This is a genomic window from Streptomyces sp. NBC_00878 (assembly GCF_026341515.1).
Lineage (GTDB): Bacteria > Actinomycetota > Actinomycetes > Streptomycetales > Streptomycetaceae > Streptomyces.
In genome coordinates, this window is record NZ_JAPEOK010000001.1 from 9,764,961 (window position 1) to 9,784,331 (window position 19,371).

Consider the following 19,371-nt stretch of genomic DNA (forward strand, 5'->3'; position numbering starts at 1 on the left):
ATCTCTACCCTGAGATAGAGCCGCGCTTCGTGCCGTCGGCTGACGATTGGGCGTGTGCCCGACGCGATGCTGATGGCATGACGCACCAACCGCTCAGCGAACCGCTCCCGTTCCACCGACTGGCCCGGGTCTCCGGCCGCCATCGTTGGTGGCGGCCGGTGCTCGGGACCGCCTTCGTCGTCGTGGCCTGGCTCGTCCTCTCGCTGCTGCTGGAGGCGGTCAGTTACGTGGTGGGCAAGGCCACGGGGCGCCCCGAGAACGCCGACGGCACCATTGAATTCGGCCCGGTCCGCGATACGGCCCTGGGGCTCATCTCCATCGCACTGATTCTGCCCATAGTGCTGCTGGCGGTGCGCTGGATCGGCCGCCGCCCGGCCGGTACGACATCGTCGGTGTCCGGGCGGCTGCGCCCGCGGTGGCTGCTGACCTGTGTGCTGATCGCGACACCGGTGATGGGTCTCCTGATGGGTCTCAGCTGGTTGCTGCCCGTTGAAGCCGGCGGCGAAGAGGCGGTCCTGGCAGGCTGGGACACCTTCCTCCCCGCTCTGGCGATGCTCGTGCTGCTCGTGCCCCTGCAGGCGTCGGCGGAGGAGTACATGTTCCGCGGCTGGCTCCTGCATGCCTTCGGGGCGTTCGCCCGGTCCCCGTGGATCGCCGTGGTGCCTCAGGCCTTCCTGTTCGCGGCCGCCCATGGCTGGGGCACTCCCTGGGGCTTCGCCGACCTGGCCTTCTTCGGACTGGTCACCGGATGGCTGACCGTACGCACCGGTGGGCTGGAGGCGGCGATCGGACTGCATGTGATGAGCAACCTCTGCTCCTTCGCGACCGCCGCCGCTTTCGTCGACGGGCTCGCGTCGGACGAGACAGCCGCGGACGCGCCCTGGCAACTGGTGGCCCTGGACACCGCCATGGTCTCGCTGTACGCCGCGATCGTGCTGTGGTGGTGCCGACGAAGGCCACTCGCCCGGAGCACGAGCCCCCTGTCCGCCCCGTCCCCCTCACTCGCGGCCGAGGTCCCCTACCCCGGCTCCGTGTCGTACGGCCCTGTCGCCACGGGCTCCGTCCCGCAGCGCGGACCTCACCCGGGCCACTGGTCCCGCTGACACCCCTACCGCGTGTAGATGGCGGCACCGCGCACCGCGTAGATCACGACACCGCGCACCGCGTGTAGACCACGACACAGCGCGTAGAGCACGACCACATGACCACGCGACCACACCGAAGTTCGGACTCGCAGGAACAACACGTAGGAGACCACATGACCCCGCAGCAGGCTCAGCCGGAAGCCGGTCAGGACCTCGACACCGACCTGTGGTTCGGTCTGCTCGGTCCGGTCGAGGCCCGGACGGGAGGACTCCCGGTCGACCTCGGGCCCCGGCAGCGGCGTGTCCTTCTCATCCGCCTGCTGGTGGAGAACGGCCGCCCGGTCAGCATGGACCAGCTCTGTGACGACCTGTGGGCGGGGAACCCTTCGACAGGAGCGGTATCGGCGGTACGTGCCCACATCAGCAGGCTCCGCTCAGCGCTCGAACCGGCACAAACAGCAAGAGGCCAGGGGCAGTTGCTGATGAGCGGACCCGGCGGGTACTCCCTGTGCGTCCCGGACACCGCCAGGGACACCGTACGTTTCGAGCGGGCGCTGGAGCAGACGCGACGCTTCCTGGAGGCCGGGCAGACGGCGGCTGCCCGCGATGAGGTGGACCGGGCCCTGAACAGCTGGCGCGGTCGTGCGCTGGCCGACGCCCAGGACCATGCGTACGCGTCCGAGGAGTGCTGGCGACTGGAAGAACTCAGACATGTCGCCCTCGAACTCCGGATCACCGTACTCATGACGCAGGGGGACTACGGGCAAGCGGTCACCGCCGCCCAGCATCTGACTGTCCAACAGCCCCTGCGGGAGACCGCTTGGGTACTCCTGCTGCGCTCCCTCCAAATGGCCGGTCGTGCTGCCGAGGCGGTCCAGCAGTACAACCGTGTCCGCCGACTGCTGTTCGCGGAACTCGGTCTGGAACCAGGGCCGGCGCTGCGCCAGGTCCGGACGGACATACAGCATCACCGAGTGCGTCCCGTACTCGGACAGGCGGTCCGGAGCATGAACACCACGGACAGGTGACCGGGCAGCCCAGCTCCCCTCCAGAGAGGTTCTACAGCGATGCATCTCAACTACACCGCGATGGTGATCGCGGTCGTCATCCTCGGGCTCGCCGCCGCGGGACTCGCCCGGGGCCGCATGGACCCTCCGTTCTGGTTGGCGGTCGCGACCGGAATGGTTGTCTTCCCGCTCACGAGTGCGCTGCTGGACCGCGCCGAGGAGCCGCCGGATCGGCTGCTGCTCTGGGCCTTCCAAGGGGCCGTCACCATGTTGGTCTCCGTGTTGCTCAGCCCGCTGCTCCACGCCGTCCGGCGGCGTACCCGGCGGGTCGCTCCCGACGGACCGGACGCCATGGACACGCCCGCCTGAAGATCCCTGGGTGGGGGAGGAGGGTCGGGAACTCGGGGGCGTGGGGGCCGATGAGTTATCGACGTGGCGGGGGTCTACAGAGTTATGACTACGCAGATGCTCGTGACCCCCGAGGTCGACCTCGCCTACGACGTCCACGGCCCGCTGCCGCCCGCCGACGGCCGCCCGCCGCTTGTCATGATCGGCCAGCCCATGGACGCCAGCGGTTTTGGCGCGTTGGCGTCGCACTTCCCGGAGCGCACCGTGGTCACCTACGACCCGCGCGGCCTCGGCCGCAGCATCCGCAAGGACGGCCGGGCCGACCACGCGCCCACGGTCCAGGCCGCCGATGTGCACGCCGTCATCGAGGCGCTCGGCGCGGGCCCCGTCGAGATGTTCGCGAGCAGCGGCGGTGCGGTGACCGCGCTCGCCCTGGTGGCGGCGTACCCGGCCGACGTGACCTGTCTGGTGGCGCACGAGCCCCCGCTCATCGCGGTGCTCCCCGACGCCAGGGCCGCCGAACGCGCCCGAGCGGGCATCCGGGACGCGTACGAGGCCAAGGGTTCGGGGGCCGGCATGGCGGCCTTCATCGTGATGACGTCGTGGCAGGGCGAGTTCACCGACGACTACTTCGCCCAGCCCGCGCCGGATCCCGCCGTGTTCGGGATGACGGCCGAGGACGACGGCCGCCGTGACGATCCACTGCTCTCCGACCGGTCGTGGGCGGTCAGCAGCTACCGGCCGGACGTCGACGCGCTGACCGCGGCGCCGACGCGGGTCGTGATCGCGGTGGGCGAGGAGTCCCTGGACACCTTCACCGCGCGCACCTCGGTGGCGACCGCCGAGCTGCTCGGTCAGCGGGCGACGGTGTTCCCGAGTCACCACGGCGGCTTCCTCGGCGGCGAGTTCGGCTACGCCGGGCAGCCTGAGGCCTTCGCGCACAAGCTGCGCGAGGTTCTCGACGATGCCGACTGACGGGCGTCGTTCTCGACGTCCTCGTCGTGCCCGGCAGGAACTCTGCCCGGCAGGAGGTCGGAGGAACGGTTTGGGCGGGCCTGGCCCGGCGTCCTAGGCGGTTGTTGCCGATGTGAGACCGGCTACGCGGATGAGAGTTTCGGACGGGCGGCCTGAGCCGAGAGCCGCCCGGCCGAGACGGCCTGTGGAGACAGCATGGCGCCGGACAATATCGTGTTCACGGGTTTCGGCGCTCTGCTCGCTCCTGTCCTCGAACACCAGGAGCTTTCATGGCTGACGCCGCCCCCATCGGTCCGCCGCCGCCCTTCGATCCGGAACTCGATGCCGCCCTGGCGTCACTGATCCAAGTCGTTCCGCCCTCGATTCGCCCGGACATGATCCCGGCGATGCGAGCGTTCATGCTCTCTTCGGGCGTCTCGGACGACGAGCTGCGCCGGGGCGGGGCCATCGAGTTCAAGGAGTACCGGATCCCGGGGCCCGCGGGAGCCCCCGACGTCTCGCTGCTGGTCTGCCGCCCAGCCGGGGAGTCGAGACCCCTCCCGGCCGTCTACTTCACCCACGGCGGCGGAATGATCCTGGGGAACAACCGCAATCTGATCGGCGAAATGCTGGACTGGGTTGAGGAGTTGGGCGTCGTCCTCGTTTCCGTGGAGTATCGCCTGGCTCCCGAGTTCCCTTACCCCGCAGCCCTGGAGGACGTCCATGCGGGACTGCGTTGGACGGCGGGCCACACGGGCGAGCTGGGTATCGACGCCGATCGTCTGGTCGTCGCCGGCGCCAGTGCGGGCGGCGGTCTGACGGCGGCGGTCGCCCTGCTCGTCCGGGATTCGGGCGGGCCGCCGCTTGCCGGACAGTTGCTGGCCTGCCCGATGCTCGATGACCGTAACGACACGCTGTCCGGCTACCAGATGGCCGGACGAGGCGCATGGGACCGCACGTCCAACGAAACGGGCTGGACCGCCCTGCTGGGCGAGCGACGTGGCGGACCCGACGTACCGGCCTATGCGGCCCCCGCGCGGGCGACGGACCTGTCGAGGCTGCCGCCTCTGTTCATCGACGTCGGTTCCGCCGAGACGTTCCGCGATGAAGTCGTCGGCTACGCCGACCGCGTCTGGCAGGCGGGAGGCGAGGCGGAACTCCATGTATGGCCGGGTGGTTTCCACGGCTTCGATGCCCTCGTCCCTGAGGCCGTGCTGTCCAGAGAGGCTCGGGCGGCCCGAGTGCGGTGGCTGCGCCGGATACTCCACCTCTGACTCCTGGAGGGTGAATCGTTGACGTGACAACATCCGAGGGCTAATATTGTTGATGCGTCAACAAATCGCTTGCGGTCGCGTCTCTGACGGATGAGGTCGGCGCCGTCCTCGACCAGGTGGTCGCCCGGAGGACGCACTTGTCCACTTGCGCACCGCTTCCTGACAGGGAATCGCCATGAAGAGCACCATCCTTGAGGGCAAGGTCGTGGTCGTCACCGGTGCCTCAAGCGGCATCGGCCGAGCGGTAGCCATCGGTGCGGCACAGCATGGCGCCCGGGCGGTCATCGCCGCGGATCTCGGCGAGACGCCACGCGAGGGCGGCAGCCCGGTCACGTCCGAGATCGAGGCGCTGGGCGTGCAGGCCCGGTTCGTGTCCACCGACGTCACCGACCGGGCGCAGGTGGACGCGCTGGTCGACGCCGCCGGCGAGTTCGGCGGCGTCGACGTCATGGTCTGCAATGCCGGAATCACTCTCCGGGCGGACGGCGCGGACGTCGCCGAGGACGACTTCCACCGCCTGATGGCCGTCAACCTCGACGGCGTGCTGTTCGGCGCCCAGGCCGCGTCACGACAGATGAAGCGGTACGGCAAGCCGGGCAGCATCGTGCTGATGGGGAGTATGGGCGGCATCGTCGGTGCGGGCATCACCGTGGCGTACTCCACCAGCAAGGGTGGCGTGACGCTGATGGCCAAGGCGCTGGCCGACGCACTGGGACCGGACGGCATCCGTGTCAACACCGTCGCCCCAGGCACGATCGACACCTTCCTGCTGCGCCACACCCCCGACATCGGTGCCGCGGCCGAGGGATTCAGCCGGCGCACCCCGCTGCGCCGACTGGGCAGGCCGTCCGAGATAGCCGACGCCGTCGCCTACCTCGGGTCAGACCTGTCTTCCTACGTCACCGGCACGGCACTCGTTGTCGACGGTGGACTGACCTCGGTCATCTGAGACACCCCATCCGGCAAACAAGGAAAGTCGTCATGACTGACATCGACGTGAGCGAAGCTGCCAAGGCAGTGATCCGGCGCAACACCGAGGAGGTACAGGGAGGCGGCGACTACGAGCTCTACGACGAGCTGTTCTCCGACGACTTCCTCGACCACACCCCGCAGCCCGGGCGCACCCCGGACAAGGCCGGCGCACTGGAGCTGTACAAGGTGTTGCGTGCGGCCTTTCCCGACTTCCACGCCGTCATCCACTGGCAGGCCGCCGAAGGCAACCTGGTGACGACCTACAAGACGTATCACGGCACCCACAAGGGCGAGTTCTTCGGGATTACCCCCACCGGCCGGCAGATCCAGTTCGAGACGGTCGATGCGATGCGGGTGGTCGACGGGAAGATCACCGAGCACTGGGGCGTGGCGAACCTCTTCTCCCTGATGGAGCAACTGGGCGCTCGACCGACCGGGCAGTGATCCACGCGGCCGGGGCAACAGCACCGCGTGCCGCCGCCCCGGCCGGCTTCCCCACGTGCTTCCCGCTCCTCTCCTCATAACTGAGGCCTCACCACAGGAAAGGAAACAAGTGATGACTCCTACCTCTTTCTCCACCCGTGACGCCATGACACTGCTGGACGCCCCGCCCGTCTTCGATGTCACGCACTGGCCGCTGGAGGTGGAGAGGTACCTGGAGAAAACCGAGAATTCGTTTCACCGGGCCATCCTGAAGAACTACTTCAGGCACCTTCTGCTGGAGGTCTCGGGCTACTGGGACCAGATCATCGTCCCTGAGCTGACGGTGGACGAGCCCGTGTACCGGGTCGGGGACCGAGGGTCGGTCGAGGTTCTCACGGGGAAGGCGGCAGTGGAGAACTTCTACCGTGAGACCTTCGAGGCCCGGGTGAACGTGATGGGGGCCCGCACCATGAACATGTGCGTCGAGGACTTCGGCGTAACGACCGAAGCACGTTGGGCACATGTCGTCCCGGGGCAGTACCTGCTCGACCACCAGCACGACGTGGCAGCTGACCCCGATGCGCACTACCTGATGAACTACAACATCTTCCAGATCTTCGCGTACACCTCAGAAGCCAAGCTGATCGGCGAGCGCATCTATGTCGACTCCGCCAGCTATACCTATGAAGAGCTCGCACCGCAGAACGTGGTGACCCCCGAACAGGCACGCCAGGCCCTCGCCCCCCTCCTCTCGCGGGCCACCCTGGACTAGGTCGTGTCCGCAAAGTCCCGCCTGCCAGGCGTCGCCGGGCAGGCGGGACTTTGCGGACACGACCTTGGGATTGGAGACGAGGCGCAGAGCTGCATACGTCATCCAGGCGCTGAACACCACGGATGCCGAGCGCAGCGGTAATCGTCATTTTCCAGCGGGGTGGCGGGAGTTGAGGGCTGTTGCCCGGCGGAGGGTCTGAACAGCCCGTAGGCGAGGTGTCCGGGGAAAGCGGCGGCCTCGTTCAGGATGCCGTGGGCCCACTGCTCGAACTGCTCCCCGTATCCCCGTATCCACCTGTCTGGCGAGGAGACAGATCGGCTCCTCGGCTCGTCGGCCCCTCGTCAGTGCGCCGTCTGGCCTCCGTCGACGACGAAGACACCGCCGGTGGTGAACGAGGCCGCCGGGGAGGCAAGATGAAGAACCATGCCGACGATTTCCTCGGGTTCGGCGGCGCGGCCCATTTGCGGGCCGGCCATGACGATGTCCCGCTTGGCCGGGTCGTCGAGCCAGGGCTGGGTCATCGCGGTCCGGGTCAGGCCCGGAGCCAGGGCGTTGACTCTGATGCCGGACTTTCCGTAGTCGACCGCCGCCGCCTTCGTCAGCCCGATCACTCCGTGCTTGGCGGCCACGTAGGGAGCCATGTCCGGGTCTGCGATGAGTCCGGCGATCGAGGCCGTGTTGATGATCGCCCCTCCGCCGGCCGTGACCATGTGGGCGATCTCGTACTTCAGCGACAGGAAGACGCCCTTGAGATCTACGGCTATCGCCTTGTCCCAGGCGTCTTCCGTCTGCTGTGCCAGAGGGGCCGGCGGCACGAAGACGCCCGCGTTGTTGAAGGCGACGTCCAGGCCGCCGAAGGTGTCCACGGTCGTGGTGACGAGGTGTTCCACGTCGTGTGCCCGTGTCACGTCGGTGGGGACGAAAAGCCCTTGCCCACCCTCCTTTTCCATGAGGCGGACGGTTTCGCCGCTGCGGTCGTCGACATCGCCGATGACCACCGCGGCGCCCTGTCGGGCGAAGCCCAGGGCCACCGCGCGGCCGATGCCTGTGGCGCCACCGGTGATGAGTACGGTCTTGCCGGTGAAGTCGAGAGGGTTGTCCATCACAGCGTTCAGCTCCTTGATCGAGCCCTTGTGGTGTGGCCGGGTGCGGGCGCGTCAGAAGGTGACGGTCACCTTGCCGCGGATGTGGTGGGAGGCGAAGTCGACCAGGGCCTGGCGGGCCTGTGCGAAGGGGTAGTCGGAGTCGATCTCGACACGCAGCTCTCCCTTGGCCGCCTTGGCGGCGAGTTCTTCCAGTCGGCCTTCGGGAGCGCGGGTTCCCTCGTAGACGGCGGTCACGTCTCGCTCGAAGGCGGGTGGTCCGCCGAGCGGGGAGATGAGCGTGCCTCCGTTCCTGGCCGCCGCGGCGGTCGTGGCCAATGCGGGACCGGCGTTCGCGACATCGATGACCGTGTCGACGCCTCCGGGGATCAAGCGGTGTGTCTCCCGCGCGACATCGACCTGGCGGTAGTCGAGGACGTGGTCGGCGCCCAGTCGGCCGAGGAAGTCCCGGTCGTCGGCGCGGCCCGTGGCTACGACGGTCAGTCCCGCCTGCTTGGCCAGCTGAACGGTGTAGGAGCCGACGCCGCCCGTGGCGCCCACGACGAGAACACTTCCGCCGTCGGACACGCGGACGTTGTCCAGAAGGGCTGCCGCGGTCAGCGCGCCCGTGGGCAGTGCCGCGCCCTGGGCGGCCGTCAGTTCCGCGGGGCGTCGCGCCGCGGAGGGGGCGTCCTTGATCAGGACGTACTCGGCCAGCGCTCCGGAGGCCACGCTGTTCCAGGCGATGACCGCGTCACCGATGCCGAAATGCGTGGCTCCTTCGCCGACGGCTTCCACCACTCCGCTGATGTCGACGCCTGGCACGAACGGATGCCGCACCGGCAGCGCATCGCGCATGGCGCCGGTCACCAGCACCTTGTCGACGGCGTTGAGGGCAGCCGCCTGCAGACGGACCAGCAGTTGGCCAGGCCCGGCAACGGGCGTGGGAAGGTCCGCGAACTCGAGATCCTCCAGCGGCCGGTATGACCGGGCAACCAGTGCCTTCATGACGGTCCTCCTCATCGATGGCGCCGGACAGCCCGACGGCGGGCCACCCAGGTCCAGCCTTGTTGACGTATCAATAATAGAGGTATTTGTTGACGCGTCAACAGTGCTGTCCCGCTCGCCTCGCGGATCAGGCCCGATTCGGGTCGAGCGATTGACCGTGTCTCGTCAGGTTTGCGATCCTGAAGCAGAGGACTGAACGCAAAGAACCCTTATGAGTCACCGTGTCCGGTCCGTCCAGGTGCACCAGCAGTGATCTGTTCGATCCTGAACCCCCACGCAGGAAGGCAGGACAGATATGCGAGACATCCAGGAGCTTCGGGAGCGTCAAGACGGCCGGAAGACCGAGGAGGCGCCGGACCGGCCGGGTCCCGCCGTCACCGATGGCGCGAGCTGGCAGTCACCCGAGTACGAGATCGTCGACACCGCGCTCGAAGTCACGGCGTACGCGCTGGCCACGCGGTAACCCCGCCGCTGTGCTGCTGCAGGTGCTCGGCACCGCGGCGGGCGGCGGACTGCCCCAGTGGAACTGTGCGTGTCCCGGCTGCGCCGGGGCACGCGCCCATCCGGAGCGGCGCCGCCGCCACGCGTCCCTCGCCGTGCGAGCGGACGCCGGTCGCTGGTACATCGTCAACGCCACCCCCGACATCGGGGACCAGATCGAGGACACCCCCGCGCTGCACCCCGGTCCCGGTGCCCGGCAGACCCCGGTCGCGGGCGTTGTCCTCACCGACGCCGAACTCGACCACACCCTCGGCGTGGCGAGGCTGCGCGAGGCGGACAGCCTGGAGCTGGTCGCCACCGCCCCGGTGCGCGAGGCGCTGCGCACCGGCCCGCGCCTCGACGCCGTGCTCGGACCGTACGCGGTGCTGAACTGGCGGGAGTTGGGCACGGCTCCGCTGCCGCTCGGCCCGGAACTGGAGGCCGTGGCCGTGCCCGTCGCCGCCAAACGCCCCCGGTACGCGGTGGGAACGGGCGCAGACGACCCGCATTGGGTGGTCGCCCTCGTGCTCCGCGAACCGGCCACGGGAAAGTCCCTCGTCTACGCTCCCGCCCTCGCCGCCTGGCCGGACGCCCTGCGGGAGGCCGTCGAGGCCGCCGACTGCGTCATCGTCGACGGCACCTTCTGGGACGAGGACGAGCCCGTGCGCACCGGGATCTCCACCAGGACCGCGAGCGGCATGGGACATCTGCCGATCGACGGGTCCGCGGGCACCGCGCACCGTCTGGCCGGGCTGCGCGCCCGCCGCCTGTACACGCATCTCAACAACACCAACCCCCTGACCGACCCGGCCGACGACCGGCACAAGCAACTGGCCGACCGGGGACTAGAGGCCGCCGCCGACGGAATGGTCATCGAGCTGTGACGACAACACCCTTACGGGACACGACTGCCCAGGACGCGACTGCGCAGGACGCGCTTGCCCAGGACACGACTGCCCAGGACGCGACTGCCCAGCGCACGAACCCCCAGGACCGGCAGGACCCCTGGAGCCGCCCGGAGTTCGAAGAGCGCCTGCGCGATGTCGCCGCCACCCGCTACCACGACCGCCACACCTTCAACGTACGGATGCACGAAGGTGCGCTCACCCCGGCCGAGTTGCGCCGCTGGATCACCAACCGCTTCCACTACCAGCGGCACATCCCCGTCAAGGACGCCCTGATCCTCGCCAAGTTCGAGGACCCGGCACTCCGCCGCATGTGGCTGCGCAGGATCGTCGACCACGACGGCGTACGGGAGGGGGAGGGCGGCATCGAGCGCTGGCTGCGGCTCGGTGAGGCGGCCGGACTCGGCCGGGAGCGGCTGTGGTCCGGCGAGGACGTACTGCCCGGGGTGCGGCTGGCGGTCGACGGTTACGTCAACTTCTGCCGGCTCAGGTCCCCGCTGGAGGCCGTCGCCGCCTCGCTCACCGAGTTGTCCGCTCCCGGGCTGATGCGCACCCGCATCGCCGCCTTCGAGCACCACTACCCGTGGATCGAGGCCGAGGGGCTCGCCTACTTCCGTACGCGTGTCGAGCAGGGCGGCCGGGACAGTGCCGAGGCGCTCGACCTCGTCGAACGGTGGGCGCTCACCCGCGAGAAGCAGGAACGGGCCGTCGCCGCGCTCGCCTTCAAGTGCGACGTGCTGTGGTCGCTGCTCGATGCTGTGGACGGAGCGGGGGAGCGGCCGTGAAACCCCTGAGCGAGGCGCCCCCAGCCGGCCCCGCCTCGACCGAGAACGAAGGAAAGAAGGAAGGCGAGAACGAAACAGAGGGAGACGGCAAGCACGAAGACGAGGGTGAGGGCGACGGCGGGAACGAAGCAGAAGGGGCAGGCATCGTTGCGGACGCCGAGGCCTGGACCCCGGTGCTGAGCCGGTCCGTCATGCTCCGGCACGACCGGGTGCGCGGCACCGACCTGTTGCTCATGCCGGAGCGCGTGGTCGTGCTGCGGGGCAGCGCGGGCGCGGTGCTGAGGCTCTGCGACGGCCGACGTGAAGTCCGGGCGATCGTCGCCGAGTTGGCCGAACGGTTTCCCGGCGCGTCCGTCGCCACGGAGGTCCCGGGGTTCCTGTTACGCCTGCGCGAGGAGGGCTGGCTGCGATGACCGAGAGCCCCGCCACGCCGGCCGCCCCTCCCTGGGCGCTGCTCGCGGAACTCACCCACGGCTGCCCGTTGCACTGCGCGTACTGCTCCAACCCCGTGGAACTGGTCCGCGGATCCGCCGAACTCCGTACCGGCGAGTGGGCCGACGTCATGCGCCAGGCCGGGGAGCTGGGCGTCGTCCACACGCACCTCTCCGGCGGTGAGCCGCTGCTGCGGCGCGATCTGCCCGAGATCGTCGGGGCGGCCGACGCGGCGGGCATCTACACCCAGTTGGTCACCAGTGGCGTCGGCCTGACCCGGGAGCGGCTGACCATCCTCATCGAGCGCGGGCTGCGCAGCGTCCAACTGTCCGTGCAGCATGCCGAGTCCGCCGCCTCCGACCGGATCGCCGGGAGCCGCTCCTTCGCCGCCAAGCGGAAGGCCGCGGCCCTGGTCCGGGAGGCGGGACTGCCGTTGGGCCTGAACGTCGTACTCCACCGGGGCAACCTGGACGCGGTCGATGCCCTCTTATCCCTCGCGTTGGACTGGGGAGCGGAGCGGATCGAGCTGGCGAACACCCAGTTCTACGGCTGGGCGATGGTCAACCGGGACCGACTGCTGCCCGGCCGCGAACAGCTCGACCGGGCACGGGCCGTCGTCGAGGCCCGGCGGGAGCACATGGCCGGACGTGTGGAGGTGGTGTGGGTGGTGCCGGACTACGTCGATGGAATCGCCAAACCCTGTATGGGTGGCTGGGGCGCCGTCTCGCTGACCGTGGCCCCCGACGGCACGGTGCTGCCCTGCCCGGCCGCCGCCACCCTGCCGGGGCTCGACGCCCCGAACGTCAAAGACCGCTCCCTGGAGTGGACCTGGCACCACTCGCCCGCCTTCCAACGCTATCGGGGCACCGACTGGATGGCCGCGCCCTGCCGCTCCTGTCCTCAGCGGGACACGGACCTCGGCGGCTGCCGCTGCCAGGCGTACGCGCTCACCGGCGACGCCTCCCGCACCGATCCCGTGTGCCGACTGTCGCCCGATCACGGCCTGGTACGGACACTCGTCGACGCGTCCCTGTCGGCGCCGACCCTCCCGATGGTCCCCCGTTCCCATCCCCCGCGAGGCGCCCCACAGGGCCCTCGCAGCGTGTGACCCCTACCGGATTCCTTCCAACCCCCCACTTGGAGCACCGATGCGACCGACCGGCACACCCATGACACGCAGAGCGCTGACCGCGGGCGCGGCCCTGTCCCTGACCGGGCTGCTGCTCACGGGAGTCACCGGACTCGGAACCGCCCAGGCCGACACTGCCAACACCACAGATACCGTCGACACCGTCGGCATTGTCGCTCCCGCGGGAGCCGAGGGCGTACCGACATCCGTCACCACCCTCACCACCGGGCTCACCGTCCCCTGGGGCGTCGGCTGGCTGCCCGACGGCTCCCACTCCCTGGTCACCGAGCGCGACGACTTCCGCGTCTGGAAGGTCACCCCCGAAGGCGTCAAGACCCAGGTCGGGACCGTCCCCAACAGCCAGACCACCGGCGGCGAGGGTGGCCTCATGGGCGTGGCCGTCGACCCCGACTGGGCCACCAACCACTACGTCTACTTCATGCACACCGCCGCCGAAGGCAACCGCATCGCCCGCATGACGTACAACGGCACCTCGCTCAGCGGCTACACGGTGCTCCTGCGCGGCATCAGCAAGGCCACCTTCCACAACGGCGGACGGCTCGCCTTCGGCCCCGACGGCTATCTGTACGCCACGACCGGCGACGCCCAGAACACCTCCCTCGCCCAGAACCCGAACTCCCTCAACGGCAAGATCCTGCGCCTGACCACCTCCGGGCAGCCGGCCCCCGGCAACCCCTTCGGCAACTACGTCTACAGCCTCGGCCACCGCAACCCGCAGGGCATCGCCTTCGACCGCAACGGACGGCTGTGGGAGGCCGAGTTCGGCAACACCCGGTTCGACGAACTCAACCTGATCAAGCCCGGCGCCAACTACGGCTGGCCCACCTGTGAGGGCACCTGCTCGACCGCCGGGATGACCAACCCGAAGAAGACCTGGACCACCGGCGAGGCCTCGCCCAGCGCCATCGCCATCGCCGACAACGTCGTCTACATGGCCGCGCTGCGCGGCGAGCGACTCTGGCGCATCCCCATCGACGGCGACACCGAGAACGTGGGTACGGCGACGGCGTACTACGTCGGTACGTACGGTCGGCTCCGTACGGTGCTCAAGGTGCCCGGCAGTGAACAGCTGTGGCTGACGACCACCAACGCCGACGGCCCCGGAGGCCAGCCGGACGGCGCGGACCGCGTCCTGCGGGTCACCCTCGGCTGACCTCCGAGGTCCGTTCGAAGCCGACCGTCGAGTTCCGTGCGGCGTGCGGCGTGCGGCGTGCGGCGTGCGGCGTGTGGCGTGTGGCGTGCGGCGAGAGTGAGAGCGCGCTCGAGGGAGGGCGCGCTCTCGTCCCGTCAGCGGACGCGGCCCTCGAAGCACTCCTCCCGGCCGTCCGGCGCCGGGCGGAAGCAGGCCCGAACGACCGTGCCGGAGCGGGTGGCGGTCATCGGCGTGTAGACGTACGCCGCCGTGTCGGCGCTGTCCTCGACCTCGACCCGGATCTCGGCGGGCCGCGGGCTGCCGTCCGCGGTCACGGTGAGCCGGTCGCCGATCCGGGTCTCCCACATCCGGGCCCAACTGGTCCCGCAGGCCTCGCTGTAGCGCAGTTCCAGCATGGCTCCCGACGCCGTGCGGTGCGAGGCGAGGGTCTGCGGACCGACCCCGCACTTCATGTCCATGGGGCTCTTGCCCTCGCACGCCGCTCCCCGGCAGCCGGGCCCGGCTACGGACGGGGACGCGGAGAGGGACGCGGACGGGGACGAGCGCGGTGCGTCCTGGCCCAGAAGGAAGAAGAGGGCCACCGCCACACCGCCGACAACCACGGCACACACCGACACGAGCACCGCCACGGCCGCGCCCCTGCGCTCGGCGCGCGTGACATCCCGCGAGGCCGGAGCGGACGCCTCGGCCGGGACGGGTTCCGAATCGGTCGCTGACTCCTGTGCCGTCGCATCCGTACGCCGTGCCGGTGCCGGTGCCGGTGCCGGTGCCGGTGCCTGGGGCTGTGGCTGTGGTTGAGCCCCGCGTCCGGACCACTCCGATTCCGCGATCTCCCACAGCGCCAGGCATCGGTCCTCCGGCTCGGAGGCGAGTCGGCACAGTGCCCGTACCGCGTCGCGCGGCGGCACGGACTTGCCGTTGAGATAGCGCTCCCAGGACGACTTGCTGAACGCGGTCCGTTCCGCCAGTCCCGTCAGGCTCAGGCCGGTACGTGTCCGCAGGTCCCGTAGCGCCGCCGCCAGTCGTGCACGTTCCGGCGACGTCGTCGTGCGCGTCATCGGCGGAGTGCCTCCCAGGTGTGCGGGCCGATGAGGCCGTCCACGACGAGGCCCGCCCGTTTCTGCAGTTGCTTGACCGCGCGTTTGGTGTGCGGGCCGAAGATTCCGTCTATGGCCCCCGGGGAGAGGCCCGCCCTGCGCAGCAGGCACTGTGCCTCGGCCACCTCCGGACCGGCGAGGCCCTCCGCCAGGGTGGCGTCCAGCGTGCGGCTGTTGCCCGCGTACCAGCGGTCGCCGGTCCGTTCCACCACGCAGGCGTACGAACGCGGCCCGGACGGCGGCGGCGACGGCGAAGGCGACGCGAGCGAGGTGGCCGAGCCGAGGGGGGAGGCCGACGCGCTGCTCTCGTCGTCCGAGAGCCGCACGAACAGCAGGACCGCTGACGAGACGGCGAGCACCAGTGCCACGGTCCCCGCCACGAGCGCGACGCGCAGCGAACGCCCGTGCCGTGTCTCCTCGTTCGGGACCGACGGGCTGTCCGGCCCGATGCTGTCCGGGCCGAAGCTGTCGGCCCCGGCCGGCTGACGTACTTCAGAGGCTTCAACCGTGCCAGTTGCGCTGGTTGGCACAGTTGCCCCGCTTGTGGCAGTCGCGTCGGCTGCTTCCCGTGCCTCCAATGCCGATCTGCCCGCGCGTCCGTCCGCCCAGGCCTCGGCGGCGACTTCGTGCAACACGAGCAGTCGGGTCGGCTCGTCACCGGAGATCCGGGCCAGTGCCTCGACGGCCTCCCGGGGCGGCAACGACCGCCCGCCCAGGTACCGTTCCCAGGACGACGCGCTGTATCCCGATTTCGTCGCCAGTTGCCGCAGGCTCAGCCCGCTGTGGTCCTTGAGCCGGCGCAGGCGGATCACCAACTGCCGGACACGCGGATCCAGTTCCTCGGGCAGAGCTTTCCAACGCGACATGTTTCCCCCACTCGCGTTCGTGGACGATGGTCAGCTGTCCACTTTTCCCGCGCATTGTGCATCAGCTTTCACGATGTGCCCCACATACCGGTTCCGCTTCCGTACCGAATCGGCCATCAGCCGCCGCGGCGACTTTGCCGGAAGCGTCCCGCCGTGTCGTCTCGGCGGGTGGTGTCATCGCAGGTCAGCGGCTGGGACGTCCCACGATGACGTCAATTTCCCGGCGGTTGTGGCGCAGCATGCCGCCCGCCATAGAGTCTTATTGCCGAGCCAACCGGTTCGGCGGACTTCGCCCACAGAGGGCACGTGGTCGTCGTCCGTTGAGCTGAATTACGCGGCCTGTCCTCTTCTCGGGGGAGAGGACAGGCCGCTTCGTGGGGGGGATGGGGGAGGGGGCGAACGGGCCGCGGCAATGGTCAGCCGCGGCCCGTTTTCGGCTACCTCTGTGCGGGATTCGGCTACCTCCGTGCGGAATCGGGGTCGTTGTCAGTGGTGGTTGTTACAACTGTGGTGCGGGTGCTCGCTGGGGGCGCCCATCACTACGGAGGGGGATGCATCCGTGCGCACACGCACTGGATGGCGACGCGTTCTGACCGGCGCGCTGGCGAGCATGGCCGCGACGATCGGCTTCACCACAGCCCTGGCCCAGCCCGCCGTGGCGGCTGCCGGGACGTCGGCGGCGGCCACCGAGTACAGCCACACCAGCCAGACCGGTGACTACATCGGCCAGGGCACCGGCGTCGCGTACACGCCGACGACCGCGACCATCACGGCCGAGGGCACCGCGGAGTACGTCCGGTTCCGGGTCTCCACGGACACCACCTGGTGGGACGTCGACCTCGCCGCCCCCATGGGGGAGAAGCTGCACCCGGGCGTCTACCGCGACGCCGAGCGGGCCCCCTTCCGCACCGGCCGCGCCCCGGGTCTCGATGTCTCCGGCGACGGCCGCGGCTGCAACGAGGTGTACGGCGAGTTCTCGGTCGACCAGGTGGAGACCGACGCCTCCGGCGCGATCACCGTCCTGGACGCCACCTACACCCAGCACTGCGAGTCCGCCGACGCCCCCGCGCTCAAGGGCGTCGTCAAGTACCGGGCCCGCCCGCTGTCCTACGCCTACACCAGCGACGCCGGTGACTACATAGGCCAGGGTGTGAGCCAGACCCACACCGGCGCCACCAGCACCTTCTCCCTCTCCGGCAGCGGTGACGGAATCCAGTACGGCGTCTCGGGCAAGCGCGCGTACTGGAGCGCGTCCCTCGCCGCGCCCACCGGTGAGCGGTTCGAGGCCGGGCGCACCTACCAAGCCCGGCGCAGCGCCGCCGAAGGCATCGCCGGGCTCGACGTGTACGGCAACGGACGCGGGTGCAACACGGTTACCGGAGAGCTGACGGTGACGGAACTCGCGCGCGACGACGACGGCACGATCAAGGCGTTCGCGGGGACCTTCGTCCAGCACTGCGAGGGCGCCGAGGCGGCTCTGCGGGGCACGATCCACTTCTACGCCTGACCTCGCGGCGGCGGACGGCGGGCGGATTGTTAGCCTTGGCTGTGATCCGTTTCCCTGTAGCTGGTGTAGCTGAGCTGGCTGGTGTAGCTGGTGTGGTCGGCCGGAGTCCGCGATGAGCGTCGTCGACTCCTTTCCGCTCGGTGCCGCGACCACGCTCGCCGAACTCGCCCAGGATCCGCATGAGCGACTGGCGTTGCTGCGCGCGCATGAGCCGGTGTCATGGGTGCCGGAGCTGGACGGCTGGCTGGTGACCCGGCGTGACCTCGCGCTCGGTGTGATGCGGGACGCCGCGACCTTCACCGTCGACGACCCCCGGTTCTCCACCGCGCAGGTCGTCGGGCCCAGCATGCTGTCCCTGGACGGTGACGAGCACGCCCGCCACCGCGAGCCCTTCAATCAGCCCTTCCGCCCGCGGGAGGTCCGTGACGGCTTCGCCTCGTTCATCGAGCGGGAGTCCGACCGGCTCATCACCGCGCTGGAACCGACGGGCGCCGTCGAAGTGCGACGTGCCTTCGCCGGCCCGCTCGCGGTCGCCGTCGTGACCGAGGCACTCGGGCTGGTCGGCACCGACGCGACCACGGTGCTTGCCTGGTACGACTCCATCGTCCGCTCGGTCTCGGACATCACCGCCGGACACGAGGCGGGGCCCGCCGGGACGGCGGCGTACGCGCGGCTACGGGCGGCGGTGGAAGCCACCGTCGCTGAGCGGGGCGGGTCGTCGCTCCTCGGCTCCGCCGCCGGGCGGCTGGCGCTGCCCGAAGTGGCCTCCAACGCCGCGGTTCTGATGTTCGGAGGCATCGAGACCACCGAGGGGATGATCACCAACGCGCTGCTGCATCTGCTCCGACACCCCGGCCAACTCGCTTTGGTCCGGGCCGACATCGACCTCCTGGACGGCGCGATCGAGGAATCGCTGCGCCTCGAACCCGGGGCGGCGGTCGTGGACCGCTATGCCACCCGCGACACCGTGCTCGGCCCGGCCACGATCCGCAAGGGCGACCTGGTCACCGTCTCCCTGACGGGCGCCAACCGCGACCCGGCCGTCTTCGCCGACCCCGACCGGTTCGACGTCCGCCGCGAGAACGCACGCCTCCAACTGGCCTTCGCCCACGGCCCGCACTACTGCCTCGCCGCGCACCTGGCCCGCCTGGAGACCCGTATCGCCCTTCAGCACCTGCTCGAACGCCTCCCTGCCCTGCGGCTCGACCCGGACCACCCCACCACACCGTACGGTCTGGTCTTCCGCAAGCCGCTCACCCTGCACGTGCTGTGGGACAGCGCAGCCTGAAGCTGATACCGACCCCGACCCCGGCCCCGGCCCCGACCCCGACCCCGACCCCGACCCCGACCCCGACCCCGGCCCCGGCCCCGACCCCGACCCCGGCCCCGGCCCCGATCTCGGCCCCGGATCCGAGCCCGCCCGTCAGCGGCAGGCGTCCGTGAACGCGCGGGCCCGTCGGGTGATCTCCGGCCAGTTGCCGGCGGCCACCACCGCGGGCGGTACGACGTTCGAACCGGCGCACACCGCACGTGCCCCGGCGGCGAGGAAGTCGGCCGCGTTGTCCTCGTTGACGCCCCCCGAGGCCACCAGGGGTACGTCCGGGAACGGGCCCGCCAGATCCCGGAGGTGTCCGGGGCCGAAGGCGCGGGCGGGGAAGATCTTCACCGCGTCGGCGCCGAGGTCGAGCGCCAGACCGACCTCCGTCGGGGAGAGGGCGCCGAGGACGACCGGCACTCCGGCCGCCGACGCTGCCCTCGCCACTCCCGGGCGGCAGCCGGGCGTGACGAGGTACCTGGCCCCGGCGTCGATCAGTTCCTCGGCCTGCTCGGCGGTCATGACCGTGCCCGCGCCGATGCCGTCCCCGTCGTCGGCCACCGCCCGTCGCAGGTGTGCGGCGAGTCCGGGGGTGGTGCGGGTGAACTCGATCCAGCGGATCCCGCCGGCACGCAGGGCCGCGCACAACGCGACCGGGTCGGGTATCTCCGGTGCGCGGACGACGGCGATCACGCGGTCCTCCGACAGCTGGGTGAGGAAGTCGGCGGTCATGGGCGGGAGTTCTCCTTCGGTGGG

The 19,371-nt window shown here is 70.1% G+C and carries 21 protein-coding genes; 16 read left to right on the forward strand and 5 right to left on the reverse strand.

What is annotated here, in order from left to right; all coding sequences use genetic code 11:
• The first annotated feature begins 77 nt into the window (after window positions 1-77).
• From OHA11_RS42465 to OHA11_RS42500, 8 genes are all read left to right on the forward strand, one after another.
• The gene (locus OHA11_RS42465) at window positions 78-1,103 is read left to right on the forward strand and encodes a CPBP family intramembrane glutamic endopeptidase (RefSeq protein ID WP_266506105.1); all 1,026 of its coding nucleotides are present in this window, start codon (window positions 78-80) and stop codon (window positions 1,101-1,103) included.
• Window positions 1,104-1,258: 155 nt separating this feature from the next.
• On the forward strand, window positions 1,259-2,113 hold the full coding sequence (locus OHA11_RS42470; RefSeq protein ID WP_266506108.1) for a BTAD domain-containing putative transcriptional regulator: 855 nt from the start codon (window positions 1,259-1,261) through the stop codon (window positions 2,111-2,113).
• Window positions 2,114-2,152: 39 nt separating this feature from the next.
• Window positions 2,153-2,461, forward strand: coding sequence for a hypothetical protein (locus OHA11_RS42475; protein ID WP_266506115.1), 309 nt, complete (start codon window positions 2,153-2,155; stop codon window positions 2,459-2,461).
• Between the two features lie 84 nt (window positions 2,462-2,545).
• Complete coding sequence (locus tag OHA11_RS42480; RefSeq protein ID WP_266506117.1) at window positions 2,546-3,415, forward strand: alpha/beta fold hydrolase; 870 nt, start codon at window positions 2,546-2,548, stop codon at window positions 3,413-3,415.
• 269 nt (window positions 3,416-3,684) lie between these two features.
• Window positions 3,685-4,668, forward strand: a complete 984-nt coding sequence (locus OHA11_RS42485) for an alpha/beta hydrolase (RefSeq protein WP_266506118.1) — start codon at window positions 3,685-3,687, stop codon at window positions 4,666-4,668.
• A 175-nt stretch (window positions 4,669-4,843) separates the two neighbouring features.
• A complete protein-coding gene (locus tag OHA11_RS42490; RefSeq protein ID WP_266506121.1) occupies window positions 4,844-5,617 on the forward strand; it encodes an SDR family NAD(P)-dependent oxidoreductase in 774 nt (257 codons plus the stop codon).
• A 32-nt stretch (window positions 5,618-5,649) separates the two neighbouring features.
• A complete protein-coding gene (locus tag OHA11_RS42495) occupies window positions 5,650-6,084 on the forward strand; it encodes an ester cyclase (protein WP_266506123.1) in 435 nt (144 codons plus the stop codon).
• Window positions 6,085-6,196: 112 nt separating this feature from the next.
• On the forward strand, window positions 6,197-6,835 hold the full coding sequence (locus OHA11_RS42500) for a hypothetical protein (RefSeq protein WP_266506126.1): 639 nt from the start codon (window positions 6,197-6,199) through the stop codon (window positions 6,833-6,835).
• A 341-nt stretch (window positions 6,836-7,176) separates the two neighbouring features.
• On the opposite strand, the gene OHA11_RS42505 is transcribed toward OHA11_RS42500, so the two are convergent.
• Both OHA11_RS42505 and OHA11_RS42510 read right to left on the reverse strand, forming a co-directional pair.
• On the reverse strand, window positions 7,177-7,938 hold the full coding sequence (locus OHA11_RS42505; protein WP_266506129.1) for an SDR family NAD(P)-dependent oxidoreductase: 762 nt from the start codon (window positions 7,936-7,938) through the stop codon (window positions 7,177-7,179).
• Window positions 7,939-7,992: 54 nt separating this feature from the next.
• Window positions 7,993-8,925 carry an NADP-dependent oxidoreductase gene (locus tag OHA11_RS42510; RefSeq protein ID WP_266506132.1) on the reverse strand — a complete coding sequence of 311 codons (933 nt, stop codon included), beginning with the start codon at window positions 8,923-8,925 and terminating at the stop codon, window positions 7,993-7,995.
• A gap of 295 nt (window positions 8,926-9,220) precedes the next feature.
• Here OHA11_RS42510 and pqqA point away from each other — a divergent pair, with 295 nt between their 5' ends.
• The 6 genes from pqqA (at window position 9,221) to OHA11_RS42540 (ending at window position 13,830) form a co-directional block, all read left to right on the forward strand.
• On the forward strand, window positions 9,221-9,388 hold the full coding sequence (gene pqqA, locus OHA11_RS42515) for a pyrroloquinoline quinone precursor peptide PqqA (RefSeq protein WP_266506134.1): 168 nt from the start codon (window positions 9,221-9,223) through the stop codon (window positions 9,386-9,388).
• A 10-nt stretch (window positions 9,389-9,398) separates the two neighbouring features.
• Window positions 9,399-10,289 carry a pyrroloquinoline quinone biosynthesis protein PqqB gene (gene pqqB, locus OHA11_RS42520; protein ID WP_266506137.1) on the forward strand — a complete coding sequence of 297 codons (891 nt, stop codon included), beginning with the start codon at window positions 9,399-9,401 and terminating at the stop codon, window positions 10,287-10,289.
• Window positions 10,286-11,095: a pyrroloquinoline-quinone synthase PqqC gene (pqqC, locus tag OHA11_RS42525; RefSeq protein WP_266506140.1), complete on the forward strand. Its 810-nt coding sequence runs from the start codon at window positions 10,286-10,288 to the stop codon at window positions 11,093-11,095. Before pqqB ends, pqqC begins: the two co-directional genes overlap by 4 nt.
• Before the next feature lie 143 nt (window positions 11,096-11,238).
• A complete protein-coding gene (pqqD, locus tag OHA11_RS42530; RefSeq protein WP_266507817.1) occupies window positions 11,239-11,508 on the forward strand; it encodes a pyrroloquinoline quinone biosynthesis peptide chaperone PqqD in 270 nt (89 codons plus the stop codon).
• Complete coding sequence (gene pqqE / locus OHA11_RS42535) at window positions 11,505-12,635, forward strand: pyrroloquinoline quinone biosynthesis protein PqqE (RefSeq protein ID WP_266506143.1); 1,131 nt, start codon at window positions 11,505-11,507, stop codon at window positions 12,633-12,635. Before pqqD ends, pqqE begins: the two co-directional genes overlap by 4 nt.
• Before the next feature lie 61 nt (window positions 12,636-12,696).
• Window positions 12,697-13,830, forward strand: a complete 1,134-nt coding sequence (locus OHA11_RS42540) for a sorbosone dehydrogenase family protein (protein ID WP_266506146.1) — start codon at window positions 12,697-12,699, stop codon at window positions 13,828-13,830.
• A 134-nt stretch (window positions 13,831-13,964) separates the two neighbouring features.
• On the opposite strand, the gene OHA11_RS42545 is transcribed toward OHA11_RS42540, so the two are convergent.
• Both OHA11_RS42545 and OHA11_RS42550 read right to left on the reverse strand, forming a co-directional pair.
• Window positions 13,965-14,888 carry an XRE family transcriptional regulator gene (locus OHA11_RS42545; RefSeq protein WP_266506149.1) on the reverse strand — a complete coding sequence of 308 codons (924 nt, stop codon included), beginning with the start codon at window positions 14,886-14,888 and terminating at the stop codon, window positions 13,965-13,967.
• A complete protein-coding gene (locus tag OHA11_RS42550; protein WP_266506152.1) occupies window positions 14,885-15,793 on the reverse strand; it encodes a peptidoglycan-binding protein in 909 nt (302 codons plus the stop codon). The genes OHA11_RS42545 and OHA11_RS42550 overlap by 4 nt, the downstream gene beginning before the upstream one ends.
• Before the next feature lie 559 nt (window positions 15,794-16,352).
• Here OHA11_RS42550 and OHA11_RS42555 point away from each other — a divergent pair.
• Together OHA11_RS42555 and OHA11_RS42560 are read left to right on the forward strand one after the other, a co-directional pair.
• Window positions 16,353-17,300 carry a hypothetical protein gene (locus tag OHA11_RS42555; RefSeq protein WP_266506155.1) on the forward strand — a complete coding sequence of 316 codons (948 nt, stop codon included), beginning with the start codon at window positions 16,353-16,355 and terminating at the stop codon, window positions 17,298-17,300.
• Window positions 17,301-17,412: 112 nt separating this feature from the next.
• Entirely contained in the window at window positions 17,413-18,588 is a 1,176-nt protein-coding gene (locus tag OHA11_RS42560) for a cytochrome P450 (RefSeq protein WP_266506158.1), read from the forward strand.
• A gap of 135 nt (window positions 18,589-18,723) precedes the next feature.
• On the opposite strand, the gene OHA11_RS42565 is transcribed toward OHA11_RS42560, so the two are convergent.
• A complete protein-coding gene (locus OHA11_RS42565) occupies window positions 18,724-19,347 on the reverse strand; it encodes a bifunctional 4-hydroxy-2-oxoglutarate aldolase/2-dehydro-3-deoxy-phosphogluconate aldolase (RefSeq protein WP_266506161.1) in 624 nt (207 codons plus the stop codon).
• Window positions 19,348-19,371: the final 24 nt, after the last annotated feature.

What these genes read in the sequence shown, in the direction of transcription:
- OHA11_RS42465 (WP_266506105.1), top strand. Translation starts at nt 78, where the DNA reads ATGACGCACCAACCGCTCAGCGAACCGCTCCCGTTCCACCGACTGGCC.
- OHA11_RS42470 (WP_266506108.1), top strand. Translation starts at nt 1,259, where the DNA reads ATGACCCCGCAGCAGGCTCAGCCGGAAGCCGGTCAGGACCTCGACACC.
- OHA11_RS42475 (WP_266506115.1), top strand. Translation starts at nt 2,153, where the DNA reads ATGCATCTCAACTACACCGCGATGGTGATCGCGGTCGTCATCCTCGGG.
- OHA11_RS42480 (WP_266506117.1), top strand. Translation starts at nt 2,546, where the DNA reads ATGACTACGCAGATGCTCGTGACCCCCGAGGTCGACCTCGCCTACGAC.
- OHA11_RS42485 (WP_266506118.1), top strand. Translation starts at nt 3,685, where the DNA reads ATGGCTGACGCCGCCCCCATCGGTCCGCCGCCGCCCTTCGATCCGGAA.
- OHA11_RS42490 (WP_266506121.1), top strand. Translation starts at nt 4,844, where the DNA reads ATGAAGAGCACCATCCTTGAGGGCAAGGTCGTGGTCGTCACCGGTGCC.
- OHA11_RS42495 (WP_266506123.1), top strand. Translation starts at nt 5,650, where the DNA reads ATGACTGACATCGACGTGAGCGAAGCTGCCAAGGCAGTGATCCGGCGC.
- OHA11_RS42500 (WP_266506126.1), top strand. Translation starts at nt 6,197, where the DNA reads ATGACTCCTACCTCTTTCTCCACCCGTGACGCCATGACACTGCTGGAC.
- OHA11_RS42505 (WP_266506129.1), bottom strand. Translation starts at nt 7,938, where the DNA reads ATGGACAACCCTCTCGACTTCACCGGCAAGACCGTACTCATCACCGGT.
- OHA11_RS42510 (WP_266506132.1), bottom strand. Translation starts at nt 8,925, where the DNA reads ATGAAGGCACTGGTTGCCCGGTCATACCGGCCGCTGGAGGATCTCGAG.
- pqqA (WP_266506134.1), top strand. Translation starts at nt 9,221, where the DNA reads ATGCGAGACATCCAGGAGCTTCGGGAGCGTCAAGACGGCCGGAAGACC.
- pqqE (WP_266506143.1), top strand. Translation starts at nt 11,505, where the DNA reads ATGACCGAGAGCCCCGCCACGCCGGCCGCCCCTCCCTGGGCGCTGCTC.
- OHA11_RS42540 (WP_266506146.1), top strand. Translation starts at nt 12,697, where the DNA reads ATGACACGCAGAGCGCTGACCGCGGGCGCGGCCCTGTCCCTGACCGGG.
- OHA11_RS42545 (WP_266506149.1), bottom strand. Translation starts at nt 14,888, where the DNA reads ATGACGCGCACGACGACGTCGCCGGAACGTGCACGACTGGCGGCGGCG.
- OHA11_RS42550 (WP_266506152.1), bottom strand. Translation starts at nt 15,793, where the DNA reads ATGTCGCGTTGGAAAGCTCTGCCCGAGGAACTGGATCCGCGTGTCCGG.
- OHA11_RS42560 (WP_266506158.1), top strand. Translation starts at nt 17,413, where the DNA reads ATGAGCGTCGTCGACTCCTTTCCGCTCGGTGCCGCGACCACGCTCGCC.
- OHA11_RS42565 (WP_266506161.1), bottom strand. Translation starts at nt 19,347, where the DNA reads ATGACCGCCGACTTCCTCACCCAGCTGTCGGAGGACCGCGTGATCGCC.